This window comes from Pseudomonas sp. 7-41 (assembly GCF_021233075.1).
Lineage (GTDB): Bacteria > Pseudomonadota > Gammaproteobacteria > Pseudomonadales > Pseudomonadaceae > Aquipseudomonas > Aquipseudomonas veronii.
On the sequence record NZ_CP089551.1, the window covers coordinates 3,735,654 to 3,753,832 of the forward strand.

12 protein-coding genes are annotated in these 18,179 nt (G+C 64.1%); 11 read left to right on the forward strand and 1 reads right to left on the reverse strand.

The genetic code is table 11. The features are described from left to right. Positions 1 to 6 precede the first annotated feature (6 nt). The 11 genes from treZ to LQ249_RS16760 all read left to right on the forward strand — a co-directional run bounded on the left by treZ (position 7) and on the right by LQ249_RS16760 (position 17,697). Positions 7 to 1,752 carry a malto-oligosyltrehalose trehalohydrolase gene (gene treZ, locus LQ249_RS16710; protein ID WP_046383594.1) on the forward strand — a complete coding sequence of 582 codons (1,746 nt, stop codon included), beginning with the start codon at positions 7 to 9 and terminating at the stop codon, positions 1,750 to 1,752. Further along, a complete protein-coding gene (malQ, locus tag LQ249_RS16715; protein ID WP_057004598.1) occupies positions 1,749 to 3,833 on the forward strand; it encodes a 4-alpha-glucanotransferase in 2,085 nt (694 codons plus the stop codon). The genes treZ and malQ overlap by 4 nt, the downstream gene beginning before the upstream one ends. Beyond that, complete coding sequence (locus tag LQ249_RS16720) at positions 3,830 to 6,598, forward strand: malto-oligosyltrehalose synthase (protein ID WP_057004599.1); 2,769 nt, start codon at positions 3,830 to 3,832, stop codon at positions 6,596 to 6,598. The genes malQ and LQ249_RS16720 overlap by 4 nt, the downstream gene beginning before the upstream one ends. A gap of 23 nt (positions 6,599 to 6,621) precedes the next feature. Next, complete coding sequence (locus LQ249_RS16725) at positions 6,622 to 6,891, forward strand: DUF2934 domain-containing protein (RefSeq protein ID WP_017846396.1); 270 nt, start codon at positions 6,622 to 6,624, stop codon at positions 6,889 to 6,891. Between the two features lie 129 nt (positions 6,892 to 7,020). After that, positions 7,021 to 9,180: a glycogen debranching protein GlgX gene (gene glgX / locus LQ249_RS16730; protein ID WP_046383598.1), complete on the forward strand. Its 2,160-nt coding sequence runs from the start codon at positions 7,021 to 7,023 to the stop codon at positions 9,178 to 9,180. Position 9,181: 1 nt separating this feature from the next. Beyond that, positions 9,182 to 10,180: a hypothetical protein gene (locus LQ249_RS16735; protein ID WP_057004600.1), complete on the forward strand. Its 999-nt coding sequence runs from the start codon at positions 9,182 to 9,184 to the stop codon at positions 10,178 to 10,180. Beyond that, positions 10,177 to 10,935, forward strand: coding sequence for a PIG-L deacetylase family protein (locus LQ249_RS16740; protein WP_017846399.1), 759 nt, complete (start codon positions 10,177 to 10,179; stop codon positions 10,933 to 10,935). The genes LQ249_RS16735 and LQ249_RS16740 overlap by 4 nt, the downstream gene beginning before the upstream one ends. Next, positions 10,932 to 11,531 carry an SAM-dependent methyltransferase gene (locus tag LQ249_RS16745; protein ID WP_057004601.1) on the forward strand — a complete coding sequence of 200 codons (600 nt, stop codon included), beginning with the start codon at positions 10,932 to 10,934 and terminating at the stop codon, positions 11,529 to 11,531. The genes LQ249_RS16740 and LQ249_RS16745 overlap by 4 nt, the downstream gene beginning before the upstream one ends. Positions 11,532 to 11,734: 203 nt before the next feature. Next, a complete protein-coding gene (locus tag LQ249_RS16750) occupies positions 11,735 to 12,496 on the forward strand; it encodes a PIG-L deacetylase family protein (RefSeq protein ID WP_057004602.1) in 762 nt (253 codons plus the stop codon). Positions 12,497 to 12,740: 244 nt separating this feature from the next. Beyond that, the gene (locus LQ249_RS16755; protein ID WP_232565683.1) at positions 12,741 to 15,299 is read left to right on the forward strand and encodes an autotransporter family protein; all 2,559 of its coding nucleotides are present in this window, start codon (positions 12,741 to 12,743) and stop codon (positions 15,297 to 15,299) included. 241 nt (positions 15,300 to 15,540) lie between these two features. Further along, positions 15,541 to 17,697 (forward strand): TonB-dependent siderophore receptor, encoded by a 2,157-nt coding sequence (locus LQ249_RS16760; protein ID WP_232565684.1) that lies wholly within the window; start codon positions 15,541 to 15,543, stop codon positions 17,695 to 17,697. A 36-nt stretch (positions 17,698 to 17,733) separates the two neighbouring features. On the opposite strand, the gene LQ249_RS16765 is transcribed toward LQ249_RS16760, so the two are convergent. Next, positions 17,734 to 18,177, reverse strand: coding sequence for a hypothetical protein (locus tag LQ249_RS16765; protein WP_046383604.1), 444 nt, complete (start codon positions 18,175 to 18,177; stop codon positions 17,734 to 17,736). Between the last annotated feature and the right edge of the window lie 2 nt (positions 18,178 to 18,179).

Consider the following 18,179-nt stretch of genomic DNA (forward strand, 5'->3'; position numbering starts at 1 on the left):
TCATAGATGCCGTTACGGACTCTGGAAACCTGGCCCCACGGCGCAATCATGCTGGACGCGCAACACACGCGTTTCGCCTTGTGGGCGCCAGACGCGTTTTATGTCAGCGTTGAATTGCAAGATGGCCGCTCGGTCGCCATGCTGCCCCAGGCAAATGGCTGGTTCGAAACGGAGATAAAGTGCCCCGCAGGCACGCGCTACCGCTACAACATCGATGGGGAAATGGATGTCCCCGATCCCGCATCCAGGGCCCAGGCCTCGGACGTGCATGGCTGGAGCCTGGTGGTCGACCCGCTCGCCTATGAATGGCGACACCACCCATGGCAGGGCCGCCCCTGGCATGAAGCGGTGATCTACGAACTGCATGTCGGCGCGCTGGGCGGCTTCGCAGCCGTCGAGCAGCACCTGCCACGCCTGGCCGAACTGGGCGTTACCGCGATTGAGTTGATGCCCCTGGCGCAATTCCCCGGCGAGCGCAATTGGGGCTACGACGGCGTGCTGCCCTACGCGCCGCACGCCGCCTACGGCAGCCCCGAACAGCTCAAGCATCTGATCGACAGCGCCCATGAACACGGGCTCGCGGTCTTGCTCGACGTGGTCTACAACCACTTCGGCCCCGATGGCAACTACCTGGGCCAGTACGCCAAAGACTTCTTCCAGCAAGATGTACATACGCCATGGGGCGCCGGCATCGACTTCGAGCGGCGTGAAGTGCGGGACTTCTTTCTGGACAACGCCCTGATGTGGCTGCTCGACTACCGCTTCGACGGCCTGCGCCTGGATGCGGTACACGCCATCGACAACCCCGGTTTCCTGCGGGAACTGGCGCACCGGGTGCGCCAGCAGGTCGACATCGGCCGTCATGTTTGGCTGGTGCTGGAAAACGAACTGAACCAGGCCAGCCTGCTGAAACACGATTTCGATGCGCAATGGAACGACGACTTCCACAACGTATTGCATGTGCTGCTGACCGGCGAAACCGATGCCTACTACAGCGACTTTGCCCAAGCGCCTACCGCCAAACTCGCACGTTGCCTCAGCGACGGCTTTGTCTACCAAGGCCACACCACGCGCCACGGGCATGCACGCGGCGAACCCAGCAGCGGCTTGCCGCCCACCGCCTTCGTCGCGTTCTTGCAGAACCACGACCAGATCGGCAACCGCGCCCTCGGCGAACGCCTGCACCAACTGTGTTCGCCCCAGGCGCTGAAGGCGGCGACCACCTTGCTACTGATGTCGCCGATGATCCCGTTGCTATTCATGGGCGATGAAGTCAACGCCAGCGAGCCGTTTCTGTTTTTCACTGACCACCATGGCGAACTGGCTGAAGCGGTACGCGAAGGACGTCGCAATGAATTCGCCGATTTCGCCGCGTTCCACGACCCCGAGCGGCGCGAGCGGATTCCCGATCCCAACGCGCTGCCGACCTTCGAGCAATCGGCGCCGTCATTCGCCGCCAACGAACACACCGAGTTCTATCGCCACCTGCTGCGCCTGCGCCACCAGCATATCGTGCCGCACCTGCCTGGCAGCGTGGCCCTCGGTGCGCGGGTGCTGGCAGATCGCGCCGTCAGTGCGCGTTGGCGCCTGGGCAACGGCAGCCTGTTACAGATCGACCTGAACCTGAGTGCCACGGCCCTGGATCACCCCGCTGCGCAGCATGTGCTGTTCCAAACGCCGGCGCATGACCACGCGCACCTGGCGCCCTTCAGCGCACGCGTTACCCTATCCCCTGTTGGAGAGCACCCTTGAGCGAAGCGAACCTGGAAATCCTCGCCGGCCGAGCGGGCCTGGCGGTCGATTGGATCGACGCAAACGGCCGCCCGCAACGTGTCAAACCGGACGCCCTGCGCGCCGTCCTCAAAGGCCTGGGCCACCCGGCCGACAGCGATGCCGAGATTGACGCCAGCCTGCGAGACCTGGAGCAAGTGCAACAGGACAAGCACCTGCCGCCCTTGCTCACCGTCGACAGTGGCGAAGGCCTGGACCTGGCGCGCTACTTCGCGCCCGACACCGTCTGCCGGGTCAGCCTCGAGGAGGGCGAAGTCCTCGAATTACGCCTCGACGGCAACGCGGTACTGCCCGGCGTGATCGCCCTCGGCTACCACCAAGTGCATATCGCCGACCAGGCCTTCACCCTGGCCGTGGCCCCTCGTCACTGCTACAGCGTCGCCGATGCCGTCGACAGTCAAACCCCACGTGCCTGGGGCCTGAGCGCCCAGTTGTACGCCCTGCGCCGCCTCGGCGACGGCGGGTTCGGCGACACCCTGGCGCTGGAACACCTGGCCCGCTCGGCCGCCGAACGCGGTGCCGACGCCCTGGCGATCAGCCCGATGCACGCGATGTTCAGCGCCGACCCCGAGCGCTACAGCCCGTACTCGCCGTCGAGCCGTCTGTTTCTCAATAGCCTGTACGCATCGCCCGGCTGCATCCTGGGTGAGCGCCAGGTGCGCAATGCCATCGAGGCCTGCGGTCTGGCCGACGAGCTGCACACCCTCGAACAACACACCCTGATCGACTGGCCCACCGCAGCCAAGGCCAAACACCGCCTGTTGCGTGCCCTGTACGACGACTTCCGCCACGGTCAACACCCGCAACACGCCGACTTCCTCAGTTTCCGCCAAGCGGGCGGTGAAGCCCTGGAGAACCACTGCCGTTTCGAAGCGGTCCAGGCCGCGCGCGCCGCCGCTGGCGAAGACCTCGACTGGCGCCATTGGCCAGAGCAATGGCGCAGCCCGCAAAGCCCGGCACTCCTGCGCTTCGCCGAGGAAAACCGCGACGACATCGGCTTCTACGCCTTCGGCCAATGGCTGATCGCGCGCTGCCTGGAACGCGCCCAACAAGCCGCCCGTGGCAGTGGCATGAGCATCGGCCTGATCGCCGACCTGGCCGTCGGCGCCGACGGTGGCGGCAGCCAGGCCTGGAGCCGCCAGGATGAATTGCTCGCCGGCCTGACCGTCGGCGCGCCGCCGGACATTCTCAACCGCGCCGGCCAAGGCTGGGGCATCTCCGCCTTCGCTCCGGAAGGCCTCAAGCGCCACGGCTTCCGTGCGTTTATCGAGATGCTGCGGGCCAATTTCGCCCATGCCGGCGGCTTGCGTATCGACCATGTGATGGGCCTGCAACGCCTGTGGGTAATGCCCATGGATGCCTCGCCCCAGGACGGCGCCTACCTGTATTACCCGGTGGACGATCTGTTGCGTCTGCTGGCGCTGGAATCGCACCGCCACCAGGCCATCGTCCTCGGCGAAGACCTCGGCACCGTGCCCGACGGCCTGCGCGACAAACTCATCGGCCGCTCGATTCTGGGCATGCGCGTGCTGCTGTTCGAACAAGGTCATGATGGCCAATTCAAGCCGATCCTCGACTGGCCGGACAACGCCCTGGCCACCACCAGCACCCACGACCTGCCAACCCTCAATGGCTGGTGGCACAGCCGCGACATCGACTGGAACGTCCAGCTCGGCCTGATCGATGCGCCCACCACGGAGCAATGGCGCGAGCACCGCCTGCGCGAACGCCAGGCACTGCGCCAGGCCTTGAGCCAGGACCCGCAGAACTTCGTCGATGAAGTGCGCAATGAAACCGACCACATGATCGATGCCAGCGTGCGCTACCTCGGCCACACCCGCGCGCCGCTGGTGCTGCTGCCGCTGGAAGATGCCTTGGGCCTCGAAGAACAAGCCAACCTGCCCGGCACCATCGACACCCACCCCAATTGGCGCCGCCGCCTGCCAGGCGAGGCGGCGAGCCTGCTCGACAATGCGGGTGCCGCGCGCCGCCTGGAACTGCTGGCGGTGGCACGCAATCAAGCCCATGAGCGTGACCGATGAAGGCTCTGCCCCTGCGCGCCAGCCAGCGCCTGCAGTTTCATAAAGGGTTCACCCTCGATGACGCGGTGGCTCTGGTGCCGTACTTTGCCCAGCTGGGCATCAGCCATTTGTATGCCTCACCGCTGCTCAGTGCCCGCGCAGGTTCCATGCATGGCTATGACGTGGTCGACCCCACCACCGTCAACCCGGAGCTGGGCGGCGAAGCGGCGTTGCGCCGCCTGGTGGCCGCCCTGCGCCAACACGACATGGGGCTGATCCTCGATATCGTGTCCAACCACATGGCCGTGGGCGGCGCCGACAACCCCTGGTGGCTCGACCTGCTGGAATGGGGCCGGTTGAGTCCCTACTGCGAATTCTTCGACATTCAATGGCACTCGCCCGACCCGCTGCTCAAGGGCCAATTGCTCATGCCGTTCCTCGCCAGCGACTACGGCGAAGCCCTGCAAACCGGCACGTTGACCCTGCACTTCGACGCCGCGCACGGCAGTTTTTCCGTCGAGCACTACGAACACCGCTTCCCGATCTGCCCACAAGATTACGCGACGATTCTGGGCGCCGATGAACTGCTCAAGCCCCTCGCCGACCGCTTCAGCACCCTCGCCTACCAGAGCGATGCCTACGCCGAAGCGGCCTGGCTCAAACAAGCCCTGGCCGAACGCGCCACCGACAACGCCGTGCGGCAGGCCATCGAACAGCGGCTGGGCACCTTCGACGCACGCCAGCCCGACGGGTTCCAGCGCCTGCACGGGCTGTTGGAGCAACAGGCCTATCGCCTGGCCAGTTGGCGCACCGCGGCGGACGATATCAACTGGCGGCGCTTCTTCGATGTCAACGATCTGGGCGGCCTGCGCGTAGAACGCAGTGCCGTGTTCGAAGCCACCCACGGCAAGATCTTCGAGTTGATCAGCCAGGGGCTGGTCGATGGCCTGCGCATCGACCATATCGACGGGCTGGCCGACCCACGCGGGTATTGCCGCAAGCTGCGGCGGCGGGTCGATACGCTGTCGCCCGAGCGTCACCTGCCAATTTTCGTCGAAAAAATCCTCGGCGAAGGCGAAACCCTGCGCGAGGACTGGCAGGTGGACGGCACCACCGGCTACGAATTCATGAACCAGCTGTCGCTGCTGCAACACCGCCCGCAAGGCTTCGCAACGCTGGCCGAGCTGTGGACCCGGCACAGCGAACGGCCGTCGGCCTTTATCGAAGAAGCCTGGCTGGCGCGCCGGCAGATCCTCAACGGTTCTCTTGCCGGCGACTTCGAAAGCGTGGCCCAGGCCTTGCTGCAAGTGGCCCGCGACGACGTGATGAGCCGCGACCTGACCCTCGGCGCGATCCGCCGCGCCCTGCAGGAACTGATCGTGCATTTCCCGGTGTACCGCACCTACATCAGCGCCTGTGGCCGCAGCGAACGCGACGACACGTTTTTCCTGCAAGCCCTGGCGGGCGCGCGCAGCACCTTGAGCGAAGGCGACTGGCCGGTGCTGGACAACCTGGAAAAATGGTTGGGCGGCCAACCGTGGCGCAATCGCCCGCTCGGCCGCGAGCGCAAGCTGCTCAAGCACGCCTGCGTGCGCTTCCAGCAATTGACCTCGCCGGCCGCCGCCAAAGCCGTGGAAGACACCGCGTTCTATCGCTCGGCGGTGTTGCTGTCGCGCAACGACGTGGGCTTCAGTACCGAACAGTTCAGCGCACCGCTGGCCGATTTTCACGCGGCCAATCAGCAGCGCTTGCAGGCGTTCCCCGACAACCTGCTGGCCACCGCCACCCACGACCACAAACGCGGTGAAGACAGCCGCGCCCGCCTCGCCGTGTTGAGTGAGTGCGCAGGGTGGTATGCCGAACAGGTGACGCATTGGCGCCGCCTCGCCGCGCCGTTGCGCAACGACGCCAGCAGCCCATCGGCAGGCGATGAGTTGATCCTCTATCAGGTACTGCTCGGCAGTTGGCCGCTGGACCTGCACCTGGACGACCGGCCGGCACTCGAAGCCTATCAACAACGCCTCTGGCAATGGCAACAAAAGGCCCTGCGCGAAGCCAAGTTGCAGAGCAGTTGGAGCGCGCCCAACGAGGCTTACGAACAGGGCGTGGAAACGTTTCTCACGCGCCTGCTGCTCAGCGACGCAGGCCGCGCACTGCGCACCGCCATCGGCGCCGCCGCCCAAGCGATTGCCCCCGCTGGCGCGCTCAATGGGCTGGCGCAATCCTTGCTTCGAGTCACGGTGCCGGGTGTGCCGGACCTGTACCAGGGCAATGAGTTCTGGGACTTCAGCCTGGTCGACCCGGACAACCGCCGCCCGGTGGATTTCAACGCACGGCAGCACGCGCTGGATACCCCACCGGACATCGGCAAGCTGTTGTTCAACTGGCGGGACGGGCGTATCAAACAAGCCTTGATCGCCCAGGTGCTGGCCTTGCGCAAGGCCGATCCTGAACTGTTCCATCGGGGCAGCTACACGCCCCTGGACGTGGTCGGTCGACACGCCGAGCACGTGGTCGCGTTCTGCCGCGAATACCAGGGCAAACGCGCACTGGTGGTGGTGCCGCGCTGGCCCTATCGCCTGCTGGAAAACGGTGTGCATCCCCAGGTCAATGCGCGGGTTTGGGGCGATACCCGAGTGAAATTACCGTTCGCCGCGCCAACCGAAAACTGGAAGGGACTTTTTCATACACGCGCAGTCACACCAGACAAGGAGCTGTTGATCAGCACTGCGCTGGGGGATTTCCCGGTCAACGTCTTTATCGATCCTGATGATCAATCAAGCTGAAATTTTCTGCGAGGAACATTGTGATGAGTACTGAAGACAAACGTGTTCGCGAATTCGCGTATCAGATCTGGGAATCGGAGGGCAAGCCGCAAGGTCAGGATGCGCGCCATTGGGAAATGGCCCGCAAGTTGGCAGAAGCCGAAGCGCTGACACCCAGCAAGCCCAAACCCGCCGCCAAACCGAAAACCGCGCCCAAGCCGGCAGCAAAAGCCAAGCCGCCGGCAGCGGCCGCAGGCAAACCGGCCACGCCGGCGGCTAAAAAGCCGGCGGCCACAAAAAAGCCCAAGCCGTAAGCCCTGTGCCGTCATGAACCTCCGGCCGGCAACCCCGGCCGGAGGTCAGCCACTTGCCCGATTATTAGCTGACCCCTCGTCAGCAGGGCTACGTTCGGCCCGAAAAAAGCCCCATGCAGGAGCAACACAATGAGCAAAGCCGATAAAAAACAGGCCCCCCCGGCCCACGAACCATCGCGGATTCGCGAAGGTTTGCCCTTCCCCCTGGGGGCGACCTGGGACGGCCTGGGTGTCAACTTTGCCCTGTTCTCGGCCAACGCTACCAAAGTCGAGTTATGCCTGTTCGACGACGCTGGCGTGGTCGAACTGGAACGTATCGAACTCCCCGAATACACCGATGAAATCTTCCACGGCTACTTGCCCGACGCCCACCCCGGGCTGATTTACGGCTACCGTGTGTACGGCGCGTATGACCCGGCCAACGGCCACCGTTTCAACCACCACAAATTGCTGATCGACCCCTACGCCAAACAGCTGGTGGGCGAGCTCAAATGGTCCGAGGCGCTGTTTGGCTACACCATCGGCCACCCCGACGACGACCTCAGTTTCGACGAACGCGACAGTGCGCCCTTCGTGCCCAAGTGCAAGGTCATCGACCCGGCGCACACCTGGGGCGACGACCAACCGGTGCGCGTGCCATGGGACCGCACAATCATTTATGAAACCCACCTGCGCGGCATCAGCATGCGTCACCCCTCGGTCGGCGAGGCCGTGCGCGGCACCTGCGCCGGGCTGATGGAAGACGATCTGCTCAAGCACATCCGCCAGTTGGGTATTTCTTCCGTGGAACTGTTGCCGGTACACGCCTTTGTCAACGACCAGCATTTGCTGGAAAAAGGCATGACCAACTACTGGGGCTACAACAGCATCGCCTTCTTCGCCCCGGACCCGCGCTACCTGGCCAGCGGCAAGATCGCCGAGTTCAAGGAGATGGTCGCGCACCTGCACGAAGCCAAGCTGGAAGTGATTCTCGACGTGGTCTACAACCACACCGCCGAAGGCAACGAGCGCGGCCCGACCCTGTCCATGCGCGGCATCGACAACGCTTCCTACTACCGCCTGATGCCGGACGACAAGCGCTTCTATATCAACGACTCCGGCACCGGCAACACCCTCGACCTGAGCCACCCGTGCGTGCTGCAGATGGTCACCGACTCCCTGCGTTACTGGGCCACCGAGATGCACGTCGACGGTTTCCGCTTCGACCTGGCGACCATCCTCGGCCGTTATCGTGACGGGTTCGACGAGCGCCACAGTTTCCTCGTCGCCTGCCGTCAAGACCCGGTGCTGCGCCAGTTGAAACTCATCGCCGAACCCTGGGACTGCGGCCCCGGCGGCTATCAGGTGGGCAACTTCCCGCCGGGCTGGGTGGAATGGAACGACCGCTTCCGCGACACCGTGCGCGCCTTCTGGAAAGGCGATGACGGCCAGCTGGCGGACTTCGCCGGGCGCATGACCGCATCCGGCGAGATGTTCAACCACCGTGGCCGCCGGCCTTACAGCTCAGTGAACTTCATCACCGCCCACGACGGTTTCACCCTGCATGACCTGGTGTCGTACAACGACAAGCACAACGAAGCCAACGACGAAAACAATCAGGATGGCAGCAACAACAACCTGTCCTGGAACCATGGCGTCGAAGGCCCCACCGACGACCCGGAAATCAACGCCCTGCGCCTGCGCCAGATGCGCAACTTCTTCGCCACCCTGCTGCTCGCCCAAGGCACGCCGATGCTGGTGGCCGGGGATGAGTTCGCGCGCACCCAGCACGGCAACAACAACGCCTACTGCCAGGACAGCGAGATCGGCTGGGTCAACTGGGAGCTGGACGATGACGGCAAGGCGCTGCTCAAGTTCGTCAAGCGCGTGATCAAACTGCGCATGACGTACCCGATCCTGCGCCGTGGCCGCTTCCTGGTGGGCGACTACAACGAAGACATCGGCGTGAAGGACGTCACCTGGCTCGCGCCGGATGGCAACGAGATGAGCACCGAACAGTGGGAAGACAGTCACGGCCGTTGCCTGGGCATGCTGATGGATGGCCGCGCCCAGGAGACCGGGATTCGCCGTCCGGGTGGCGATGCCACGTTGTTGCTGGTGGTCAACGCCCATCACGACTTGGTCAATTTCCGCCTGCCCCCCGTGCCGGAAGGCCAGTTCTGGACCTGCATGCTCGACACCCATGACACGACGATACGCGGGCAGGAACGCTTTGATTTCCACCATGAGTACGCGGTCACCGGGCGCTCGCTGCTGCTGTTTGAACTGCAGCACGACGAAGAGGTGTGACATGGGCCTGCATGGATTCCTTCAAGGCTACCAAGGCTATGCGGACACGCAGGCCCTGGGCGCGGCCTTGAAGGCGCTGCAGGCCGAGGGGCTGGACCGCCTGCCGCTCCCCGGCAGCGGCCAGACCCTCGAACGGTTCAGCCGCTTGGCCCAGGTCGCCGGACACGACCTGCGCTTGTGCAAGTTGTTCGAAGGTCACACCGATGCCTTGGCAATCATTGCCGAGCTGCGCAGCCCCTTGCCGCCGGAGGGCAGCCTCTGGGGCATGTGGGCGGCAGAACCGCCGACGGCCAGGGTGCGGGCGCGGCGCAACGGCCATCGTCTGGTGCTGCAGGGGCGTAAAGCCTGGTGTTCGGGGGCGGCGGTGGTCAGCCATGGGTTGTTGACGGCCTGGGACGAGGAGGATCGCCAGCAATTGGTCGCAGTGGAGATGGGCCAGCCCGGCATCTGCGTGACCGATGAGGGGTGGCAGGCGGTAGGCATGGCGGCCACCGGCAGTGTCGATGTCCTGTTCGAGGCGGCCAGCGGGATTGCCATCGGCAGTCCCGGCGACTACCTCGCCCGCCCCGGCTTCTGGCAAGGCGCCGTCGGTATCGCAGCGTGCTGGTATGGCGCGGCGCAACGCCTGGCTGAAGTGCTGCGCGAGCAGTGCAACAGGCGTGCGGAACCGCATGCCCTGGCCCACCTCGGCGCGGTCGACAGCGCCTTGAACAGTGCCGCCTGCGTGCTGCGCGCCAGTGCGCGGCAGATCGACCGCGCCCCGCTGGCCGATGCCAGGCAACTGGCCCAACAGGTACGCGCGTCTCTCGAAGACACGGTTGAACAGGTCATGCGCCACGTCGGTCGCGCCGCCGGTGCGGGGCCTTTTTGCAAAGATCCGCACTTTGCCCAACTGATGGCGGACCTGCCGGTGTATGTACGTCAAAGCCATGCCGAGCGTGACCTGGCCGCCCTCGGTGAACAGGTTGCCGCCGAGCCACCTGGGAGGTGGCAGTTATGAAAGCCAATCCGATCGTGGGCCAGGGCACGTCGCTGCATCAGTGGCAGACCTCGTCCCACATGGCCGAACTGGCGCCGATCAGCGTCGAACAGTTGGTACCCGAAGGGCATCGCGCAGTGATCATCGCACCGCACCCGGACGATGAAGTGCTGGGCTGCGGCGGCCTGTTGCAAGGCTTGGCCGCGCTGGGTCGGGCGATCCAGTTGATCTCCGTCACCGATGGCAGCGCCAGTCACCCCGGTTCGCGGCGCTGGTCGGTGGAGCGCCTCAGCGTGGTGCGCCCGCAGGAGTCGGCCCAGGCCTTGCACCGCCTCGGCTTGCCGCTGCACCGGTTGAAGTGGCTGCGCGCCGGGTTTACCGACAGCCAGGTCGCCGCCCGCGAAGCGCAGTTGGCCGCGTTCATTGAGCGCCACCTCAAACCCAGGGACGTGGTGTTCACCACCTGGCGCGAAGACGGCCACTGCGACCATGAAGCCGTCGGCCGCGCCAGTGCCAGTGCCGCACTGGCGGTCGGCGCGACCCTGTACGAGTTGCCCGTGTGGACCTGGCACTGGGCAACCCCGGAAGACAGCCAGGTACCGTGGCATCGCGCGCGCAAACTCCCGCTGAGTTGCCAAGTCGTCGCGCGCAAGCGCCATGCCATCCACGCGTTCGCCAGCCAATTGGAGGGCGATCCGCAGATCGGCTTGCCGCCGGTGCTGGCACCGTATGTCGTCGAGCGTTTGCTGCAGCCTTTTGAAGTGGTGTTTGTATGAGCGTGGCGACACCGTATTTTGATCGGCTGTTCGCCGACAACGATGACCCTTGGGCCTTCCGTCAACGCTGGTACGAGCAGCGCAAGCGCGCGCTGACCTTGGCGCTGTTGACCCGCCCGCGTTACGCCGCGATTTTTGAGCCCGGCTGCGCCAATGGTGAACTGAGCGTCGAACTGGCGCCGCGTTGTGACCGCCTGGTGTGCTGCGATACCGCGGCCGCAGCAGTGGCCCTGGCCAAGACACGTCTGATGGGATTTCCCCATGCCCAGGTGCAGCAGAGTCGCCTGCCCGCACAGTGGCCTGACGGCCGCTTCGACCTGATCGTGCTGAGCGAGCTGTGTTACTACCTCGACGCCGATGACCTCACCCGCCTGATCGACTGCGCCCTCGCCGCGCTGAGCGACGACGGTCAACTGCTGGCCTGTCACTGGCGCGCGCCGATCGACGGCTGCCCGCAAACCGCCGCCCAAGTGCACGCGCTGCTCGAGCAACGGCTGGCCATGCCGTGTGTTGCGCGGCACCACGACAGTGACTTCCTGCTCGACCTCTGGAGCCGCGACGGTACGTCGGTCGCCACCCATGAGGGCCTGCGTTGAGCGGCCTGAAACGGGCCCGTTAAAAAAAATCGAAGTTACAAGATGTGAAAGCAGCGAATCCTTGTCTATGCTGAGGACGCCTTGCTGGCAATCCAGGATTGAAATGCCGAGCAATCGCTGCAGCGGAGCCTGCGGCGACTAAAAAGAGCGTCGTCCCGTCCACGGGCTACGACCCAGCATCAATTGACAAGGACGTGCCCGCCATGAAACCCGCCTCCCTCAGCGAAAGCCGCCGCGGTCCAGCGCAGATCTGGAACAGTGCCCCGCAGTTGGCGCAAATCCCCGCCATTCATCCTCACTCGCTGGTGCCTGCGGGTGCGCGAGTGGTCATCGTCGCGCCCCACCCCGGCGATGAAGTGTTGGCCTGTGGCGGTTTGCTGCAACGGCTGAGCACCCTCGAACACCCGATGCTGTTGATTTCCATCACCGACGGCAGCGCCAGCCACCCCGGCTCGAATGTCTGGCCGGCGAGGCGCTTGAGCGTGGTGCGGCCCCAGGAAAGCGTCGAAGCGCTGCGCCGGCTGGGCATGCCGCTGCACAGCCTGAAGTGGATTCGCGGCGGCTTTCGCGATGACGCGCTGGCCGCCAGCGAACACCCCATGAGCCAACTCATCGCCCGATATCTGCAGCCCGGCGATGTGGTCTTCAGCACCTGGCGCAACGACGGCAACGCCGACCACGACGCCGTCGGCCGTGCCAGCGCCAAGGCATGCAGCCTGGTCGGGGCACGTCTGTATGAGCTGCCGATCTGGGCCTGGCATTGGACGGCGCGCGAAGGTTCGATGATCCCCTGGCAGCGTGCGCGCAAGGTGCGCCTCGACACCTGGAGCGTGGCGCGCAAGCTGCATGCGGCCCATGCCTATGCCAGCCAACTGGCCGGAGACCCGGAGATCGGGCTCGCGCCGATGCTCGCCCAGGTGTTGCTGGAGCGGATGCGCGAGCCCTATGAGATCGTGTTCGTCTAGAAATCCACTCGTCTATACCTGTTATTTCTGACAGTGGCGGCCCGTTTGATGTGCGACTAAGGTGCAAAAAACCTGCACTGCTTAAGGCGCAGTCGAGAAAGCCATGCCAACCCTTTGCATTGGCCGATGTTTTCAGAATCGGGTAACCGGTACTCCCTGATCCGTATCGTTCGTTGTTGCCATGGTCCGAACGCACCTGCTTGTCCAGGTGCCGGGAGATGTTCCCTTCGAACGAGGACGGGTCATGCGCGCACCAACATCTTCTTTGTTGTACCTGGGCATCAGCTCAATCATCGCCGTGACGGCGTGGCCACTCCCCTCTTATGGCGCATGCACGATCAACAACAGCGCCGGCGACGATATCTCCACCTGCGACAGTGCCTCGGCACCGGGGTTTACCGACACCGGTGGCAACAACACCCTGAATATCAGCGGCAGCGGCGCCATCAACGGCAATGTCACCTTTGGTGCGGGTAACGACCTGGTGGACGTGAACGGGCCGACGGCGGCGCTCAACGGTGCGCTGAACCAAGGCGACGGCGCGAATATTTTCCGCCTCAACCTGGGCACCGTCACCGGTTCGGTCACCCAAGGCGCAGGCGCGGATGTGGTACAGATCACCGGTGGGCAGGCGGGGGCAATAAGCCAAGGCGGCGGCATCGACAGCTTTGCCATGAGCGGCGGCACCATCGCGTCCCTGGCCCAGGGCGATGGCCTGGACACCTTCAACATGAGCGGCGGGGTCATCACCGGGGCGTTTGAAGATGGCGACCGAGCCACGATGAGAAGCGGCACCATTGGCCGGGTCGATATGAAGCTCGATAACAACGTGTTCGACATGCAAGGCGGCACCATCCTGGGCAATCTGGTCACCGGGTTCGGCAATGACCATATTCTCGTCTCGGGCACCAGTTACATCGGCGGCAACATCAGCACCAGCGGCGGCGATGACTTGATTGAAGTCAGCGGCGGCACGGTCAACGGGCAAATCCTCGCCAGTTTCGGCAAGGACCAGTTGATCTGGCACGATGGCGGCAAGGTCAACGGCTTGATCGTCATGGGCGCCGACGACGACACCGCGCTGCTGAAAAACCTCAACGAAACGTCGCTGTCCTCCAACCCCTTGGTGGATGGTGGCCTGGGTAACGACACGCTCACATTCGACAACACCCAGACCGACGTCCCCGCACGCTATACCGGCTGGGAACAGGTGCTGCTGGATAACGGCTCGGACCTCAAGCTGGGCGGTGCCTTCGTGCTGGGCGACAGCGCAACCGGCAGCGGCATCATGAGCCTCGACGGTTCGAGCAAATTGACTGTCACCAACGGTTCGATCGACCCCTTTACCGCCGGCCAATCCGTCACCTTGAACAACGGCGGCCTGATCGACATGACCACCGGCAGTACCAGCGCCACCGACACCCTGACGGTGAACGGGAACTACAACGGCAACGCTGGCCGACTCGCCTTGCAAAGCGTCTTGGGCAGCGACGGCTCACCCAGCGATTTGCTGGTGATCGGCACGGGCCAGATCAGCGGCACCACCGCTATCAGCGTGACCAATCTCGCCGGGCCGGGGGCCGAAACCGTGCAGGACGGCATCCAGGTGGTCCGCGCAATCAACGGCGCCAGCGGCGCCGGCACCCAGTTCACCCTGGCAAACCGGGTTTCCGCAGGCGCCTTCGACTACTACCTGTTCAAAGGGGGCGACAACGCGGGCACGGGCGAAAACTACTACCTGCGCTCTTCAGTGCCGGTGGCGCCGCTGCCGGGCCCGGTGACGCCGCTCCCCGAACCGGTGGTGGGCACCCCTGAACTGCCGACCAATCCGGGCCTCACGCCGATCCCGATCTATCGCCCGGAAGTACCGATCTACGCGGTGTTGTTTCCTGCCGCGCAACAAATCGTACAGGCCATGCTCGGCACCTATCACGAACGCATGGGCGATCAGCGCCAACAACAGCAGGCCGGTGCGTTTCCTGCCGGTTGGGGGCGTGTGTATGGCAACAGCAGCCGCCAGAGCTTTGCCGGCACGGTGAGCCCGACGCTGGACAGTTCGATCTCCGCCTTCCAGATCGGTACCGACGTGTACGCGAGCGCTACCGCCAACGGCGCGGTGCAGCGAGTCGGCTTCTTCGTCGGCCACAGTCGCTTGAAAGGTGACGTGAAAGGCTTCAACGGCGGCTGGCAAGACAAGGCCGCTGGCAACACCACCTTGCGCGGTGACAGCTTGGGCGTTTACTGGACACTGATCGGCGCCAACCAGGCCTACCTCGATCTGGTGCTGATGGGCACCCGTTTCGATGGCAATAACGAATCGGACCGTGGGGTGAAGATGAAAACCCGTGGACACAACGTCGCCGCATCCGTCGAGGTCGGCAGGCCGTTCCAGATGACCGCCGATTGGGTGGTTGAACCGCAGGCTCAATTGATCCTGAGCCGAACCAAACTGGACAGTCAGAACGATGGCATCTCCGACGTGGCCTACAACGCCGACACCAACGTCACCACGCGCCTGGGCATACGCCTGCGCGGCGACTATCAGGTCCGTGGCCTGCCGTTGCAGCCCTACGCGCGGGCCAATATCTGGCACAGCGCCGCCGGGCAGAACACCGTCACCTTTAACCATGTGACAGACATCGACACCGAACAGAAATCCACCACCCTGGGCCTGAGTCTGGGCGCCACGCTGGAAGTGGCCAAGGGCGTCAGCCTGTACAGCGAAGTCGGCTATAACCGCAACCTGGACAGTCAGATGCTCAACGGCCGACAAGGCACCGTGGGCCTGCGAATGGAATTCTGACGGCGATTTTTTTCGCGGTGCCGTCGATTTGAGCGCCAGCCCATTGGCACCCGCGAGCCCACGCAGCGGCGGATGATTTCGCGCTGGGAGGGTGATCTGTCCCCCCGACAGATGTGAAAAATTTGTTAAGTAATTCTCCCCCAAGTCTTTTTTGCGCGGATTCAATCTGCCACACTCACGCGAATAATTATCAATACGTTTATTATTCGCCATGGATGGCGCTCGGGGGAGGCTCAGATTCATGTCCGTTCAACAACCTGTCGGTACGCGTTTTTCACCCAGCCTATTGGCATTGGCCATCTGCCTCAGCGGCACCCAGACAACGCTGGCGGCCGATACCGAAAAGGCCGCGGCACCGCTTGAACTGGGCGCCACCGAGATCAGCGGCCAGGCACTCGGCGAGACCACCGAAGGCACCCAGTCCTACACCACCGGTGCTATGGCCACAGCCACCAAGTTGCCGCTGACCATGCGCGAAACCCCGCAGGCCGTGACCGTGATCACCCGCCAGCGCATGGACGACCAGGCCATGACCAGCGTCAACGATGTGGTCAAGAACACCCCCGGCCTGTTCCTCAGCCAGTCCAGCGGCCCCGGCCGGCAGACCTACAGCTCGCGCGGCTTCGACATCGACAACATGATGTTCGATGGTCTGCCCAGCGCCTACTCGGGCTACGCCAACAGCGTGCAGCCCAACCTGGCGATGTTCGACCGGGTCGAAGTGATCCGCGGCGCGACCGGCCTGGTCACCGGCGCCGGCAACCCTTCGGCGGCGATCAACTTCGTGCGCAAGCGCCCCACCGCTACGCCGCAGGTGTCGATCACTGGCGCGGCCGGCAGTTGGGATGACTATCGCATGGAGCTCGATGCTTCCAGCGCCTTGAACGACAGCGGCACCCTGCGCGGCCGCGTCGTCGGCTCGTACCGCGACGCCAACAGCTTCCGCGACAACGAAACCAGCGACCACGGCCTGTTCTACGCGATCAGCGAAGCCGACCTCAGCGAAGACACCACTGCCACCCTCGGTTTCTCCCGGCAGGAAGACCAGACCAACTTCTTCTGGGGCGGCCTGCCCATCGGCACCGATGGCCATCACCTGAACCTGCCCCGCTCCACCAACCCCGGCAGCGACTGGGAAAACAAGGAGCTGACGATCAACACTGTATTCGGCGACGTCCAGCACCGCTTCGACAATGGCTGGAAACTCAACGTCGCCGGCTCCGCGTCGCAGTTGGACGGCGTGTTCACCGGCAGTTACCAATCGCGCTACCAGACCGAGCTGGCGCGCACCGCCTACCAGTCGCATCAGGACGACAAACAGTACGCCTTCGACACCTTCGCCAGCGGCCCGGTCGACGCCTTCGGCCGCACCCACGAAGTGGTGGTCGGCACCAGCAAACGCATCTACGACGCCACCTCCAAGGAATACAGCCCTTACGACACCAATTACCCGCTCAACGGCGCCAAACCCGACTTCCAGCGCAACGGCAAAACCCACACCCTCACCACCCAGGACGGCGTCTACCTGACCACGCGCCTCAACCTGGCCGACCCGCTCAAGGTGATCCTCGGCGCACGCTTGGACTGGTACGACTATGACGACCGCCAAAGCCAGGACGGCGACTACAAAGTCACCCGCAACCTGACGCGCTACGCTGGGGTGATCTACGACCTCGACGAGCACCACTCGGTCTACGCCAGCTACACCGACATCTTCAACCCGCAAAGCAGCAAGGACCTCTCGGGCAAGGTGCTGGAACCGATCGTGGGCGAAAACTACGAAGTCGGCATCAAGGGCGAATATTTCAACGGTGCGCTCAACGCCAGCCTGGCGGTGTTCCAGATCGACCAGAAAAACCGCGCCACCACCGCCGCCACCCAGGCTGGTTGCCCGGTGCTCACCTGCTACGCAGCCGCCGGCCTGGTGCGCAGCCAGGGCATCGACCTGGAACTGCAAGGCGCCCTCACCGAAAACTGGCAAGTCGGCGGCGGCTTCACCTACACCCGCGCGCATTTCATCAAGGACAGCGACCCGGCCAATGACAACCAGCGCTTCAGCTCCGATACACCGGAACGCCTGTTCAAACTCACCACGTCCTACCGCTTCCAGGGCCCGCTGGAAAAACTGCGCATCGGTGGCAACGTCTACTGGCAGAGCCGCATGTACAACGACATCGCCCTCACCAACGGCAGCTATCGCCTGGAGCAAGGCAGCTACGCGGTGGCGGACATGATGGCCGGTTACCAAGTGAACCAGCACCTGGACCTGCAAGTGAACGCCAACAACATCTTCGACCGCACCTACTACTCGGCGATCGGCAACAGCCCGATCTGGGGCTCCACCGACACCTACGGCAACCCGCGCAGCTTTGGGGTAACGGCGAAGTACAGTTTCTGACGCTGATGAGGCCGCTCGGGTAGCCGTTCTCGATCTTCAGGCAGGCGCAAAAGACGCACGAACACGGGTTTCATCCGTGCTCTGCGAACTGCTGAGCTGACCGGCTTCATTGAGCACCTTCAACGCGCCATCGGCCTCCACCGTAAAGCCATATTTCGTGCCGGCCAAATCCGGATAAGTCGCCGCGAGCGTTGATTGGAATGTCTTGAACGTGGCGTTCAGCACGCTTTGCGCGCCTTTGGCGATCTCGATGATCCGAGGAAGCGCTCGTGATGCCGAGCGGCCGACCCACGTATCGATAGCCTCCAGCGACTGCATTGGTTCAGCGTCTGCGCTGGGATGGTAGACAGCCGCCGGGCCGGCGCTGGCCACGGCATCCTTCGCGAGGTCCGTCAGAGGCTTGGCCACGAGTATCTGGTCGGCAGGCGTAAGGTGGGTATTGGCGGACGGGATATAGGTAGAACTGAGGGTAAGTACCATTT

Excerpts from the sequence above, each read along its gene's own strand:
- LQ249_RS16725 (WP_017846396.1), top strand. The coding sequence starts at position 6,622 with ATGAGTACTGAAGACAAACGTGTTCGCGAATTCGCGTATCAGATCTGG.
- LQ249_RS16745 (WP_057004601.1), top strand. The coding sequence starts at position 10,932 with ATGAGCGTGGCGACACCGTATTTTGATCGGCTGTTCGCCGACAACGAT.
- LQ249_RS16760 (WP_232565684.1), top strand. The coding sequence starts at position 15,541 with ATGTCCGTTCAACAACCTGTCGGTACGCGTTTTTCACCCAGCCTATTG.
- LQ249_RS16755 (WP_232565683.1), top strand. The coding sequence starts at position 12,741 with ATGCGCGCACCAACATCTTCTTTGTTGTACCTGGGCATCAGCTCAATC.
- glgX (WP_046383598.1), top strand. The coding sequence starts at position 7,021 with ATGAGCAAAGCCGATAAAAAACAGGCCCCCCCGGCCCACGAACCATCG.
- LQ249_RS16740 (WP_017846399.1), top strand. The coding sequence starts at position 10,177 with ATGAAAGCCAATCCGATCGTGGGCCAGGGCACGTCGCTGCATCAGTGG.
- LQ249_RS16720 (WP_057004599.1), top strand. The coding sequence starts at position 3,830 with ATGAAGGCTCTGCCCCTGCGCGCCAGCCAGCGCCTGCAGTTTCATAAA.
- LQ249_RS16750 (WP_057004602.1), top strand. The coding sequence starts at position 11,735 with ATGAAACCCGCCTCCCTCAGCGAAAGCCGCCGCGGTCCAGCGCAGATC.
- LQ249_RS16735 (WP_057004600.1), top strand. The coding sequence starts at position 9,182 with ATGGGCCTGCATGGATTCCTTCAAGGCTACCAAGGCTATGCGGACACG.
- LQ249_RS16765 (WP_046383604.1), bottom strand. The coding sequence starts at position 18,177 with ATGGTACTTACCCTCAGTTCTACCTATATCCCGTCCGCCAATACCCAC.
- treZ (WP_046383594.1), top strand. The coding sequence starts at position 7 with ATGCCGTTACGGACTCTGGAAACCTGGCCCCACGGCGCAATCATGCTG.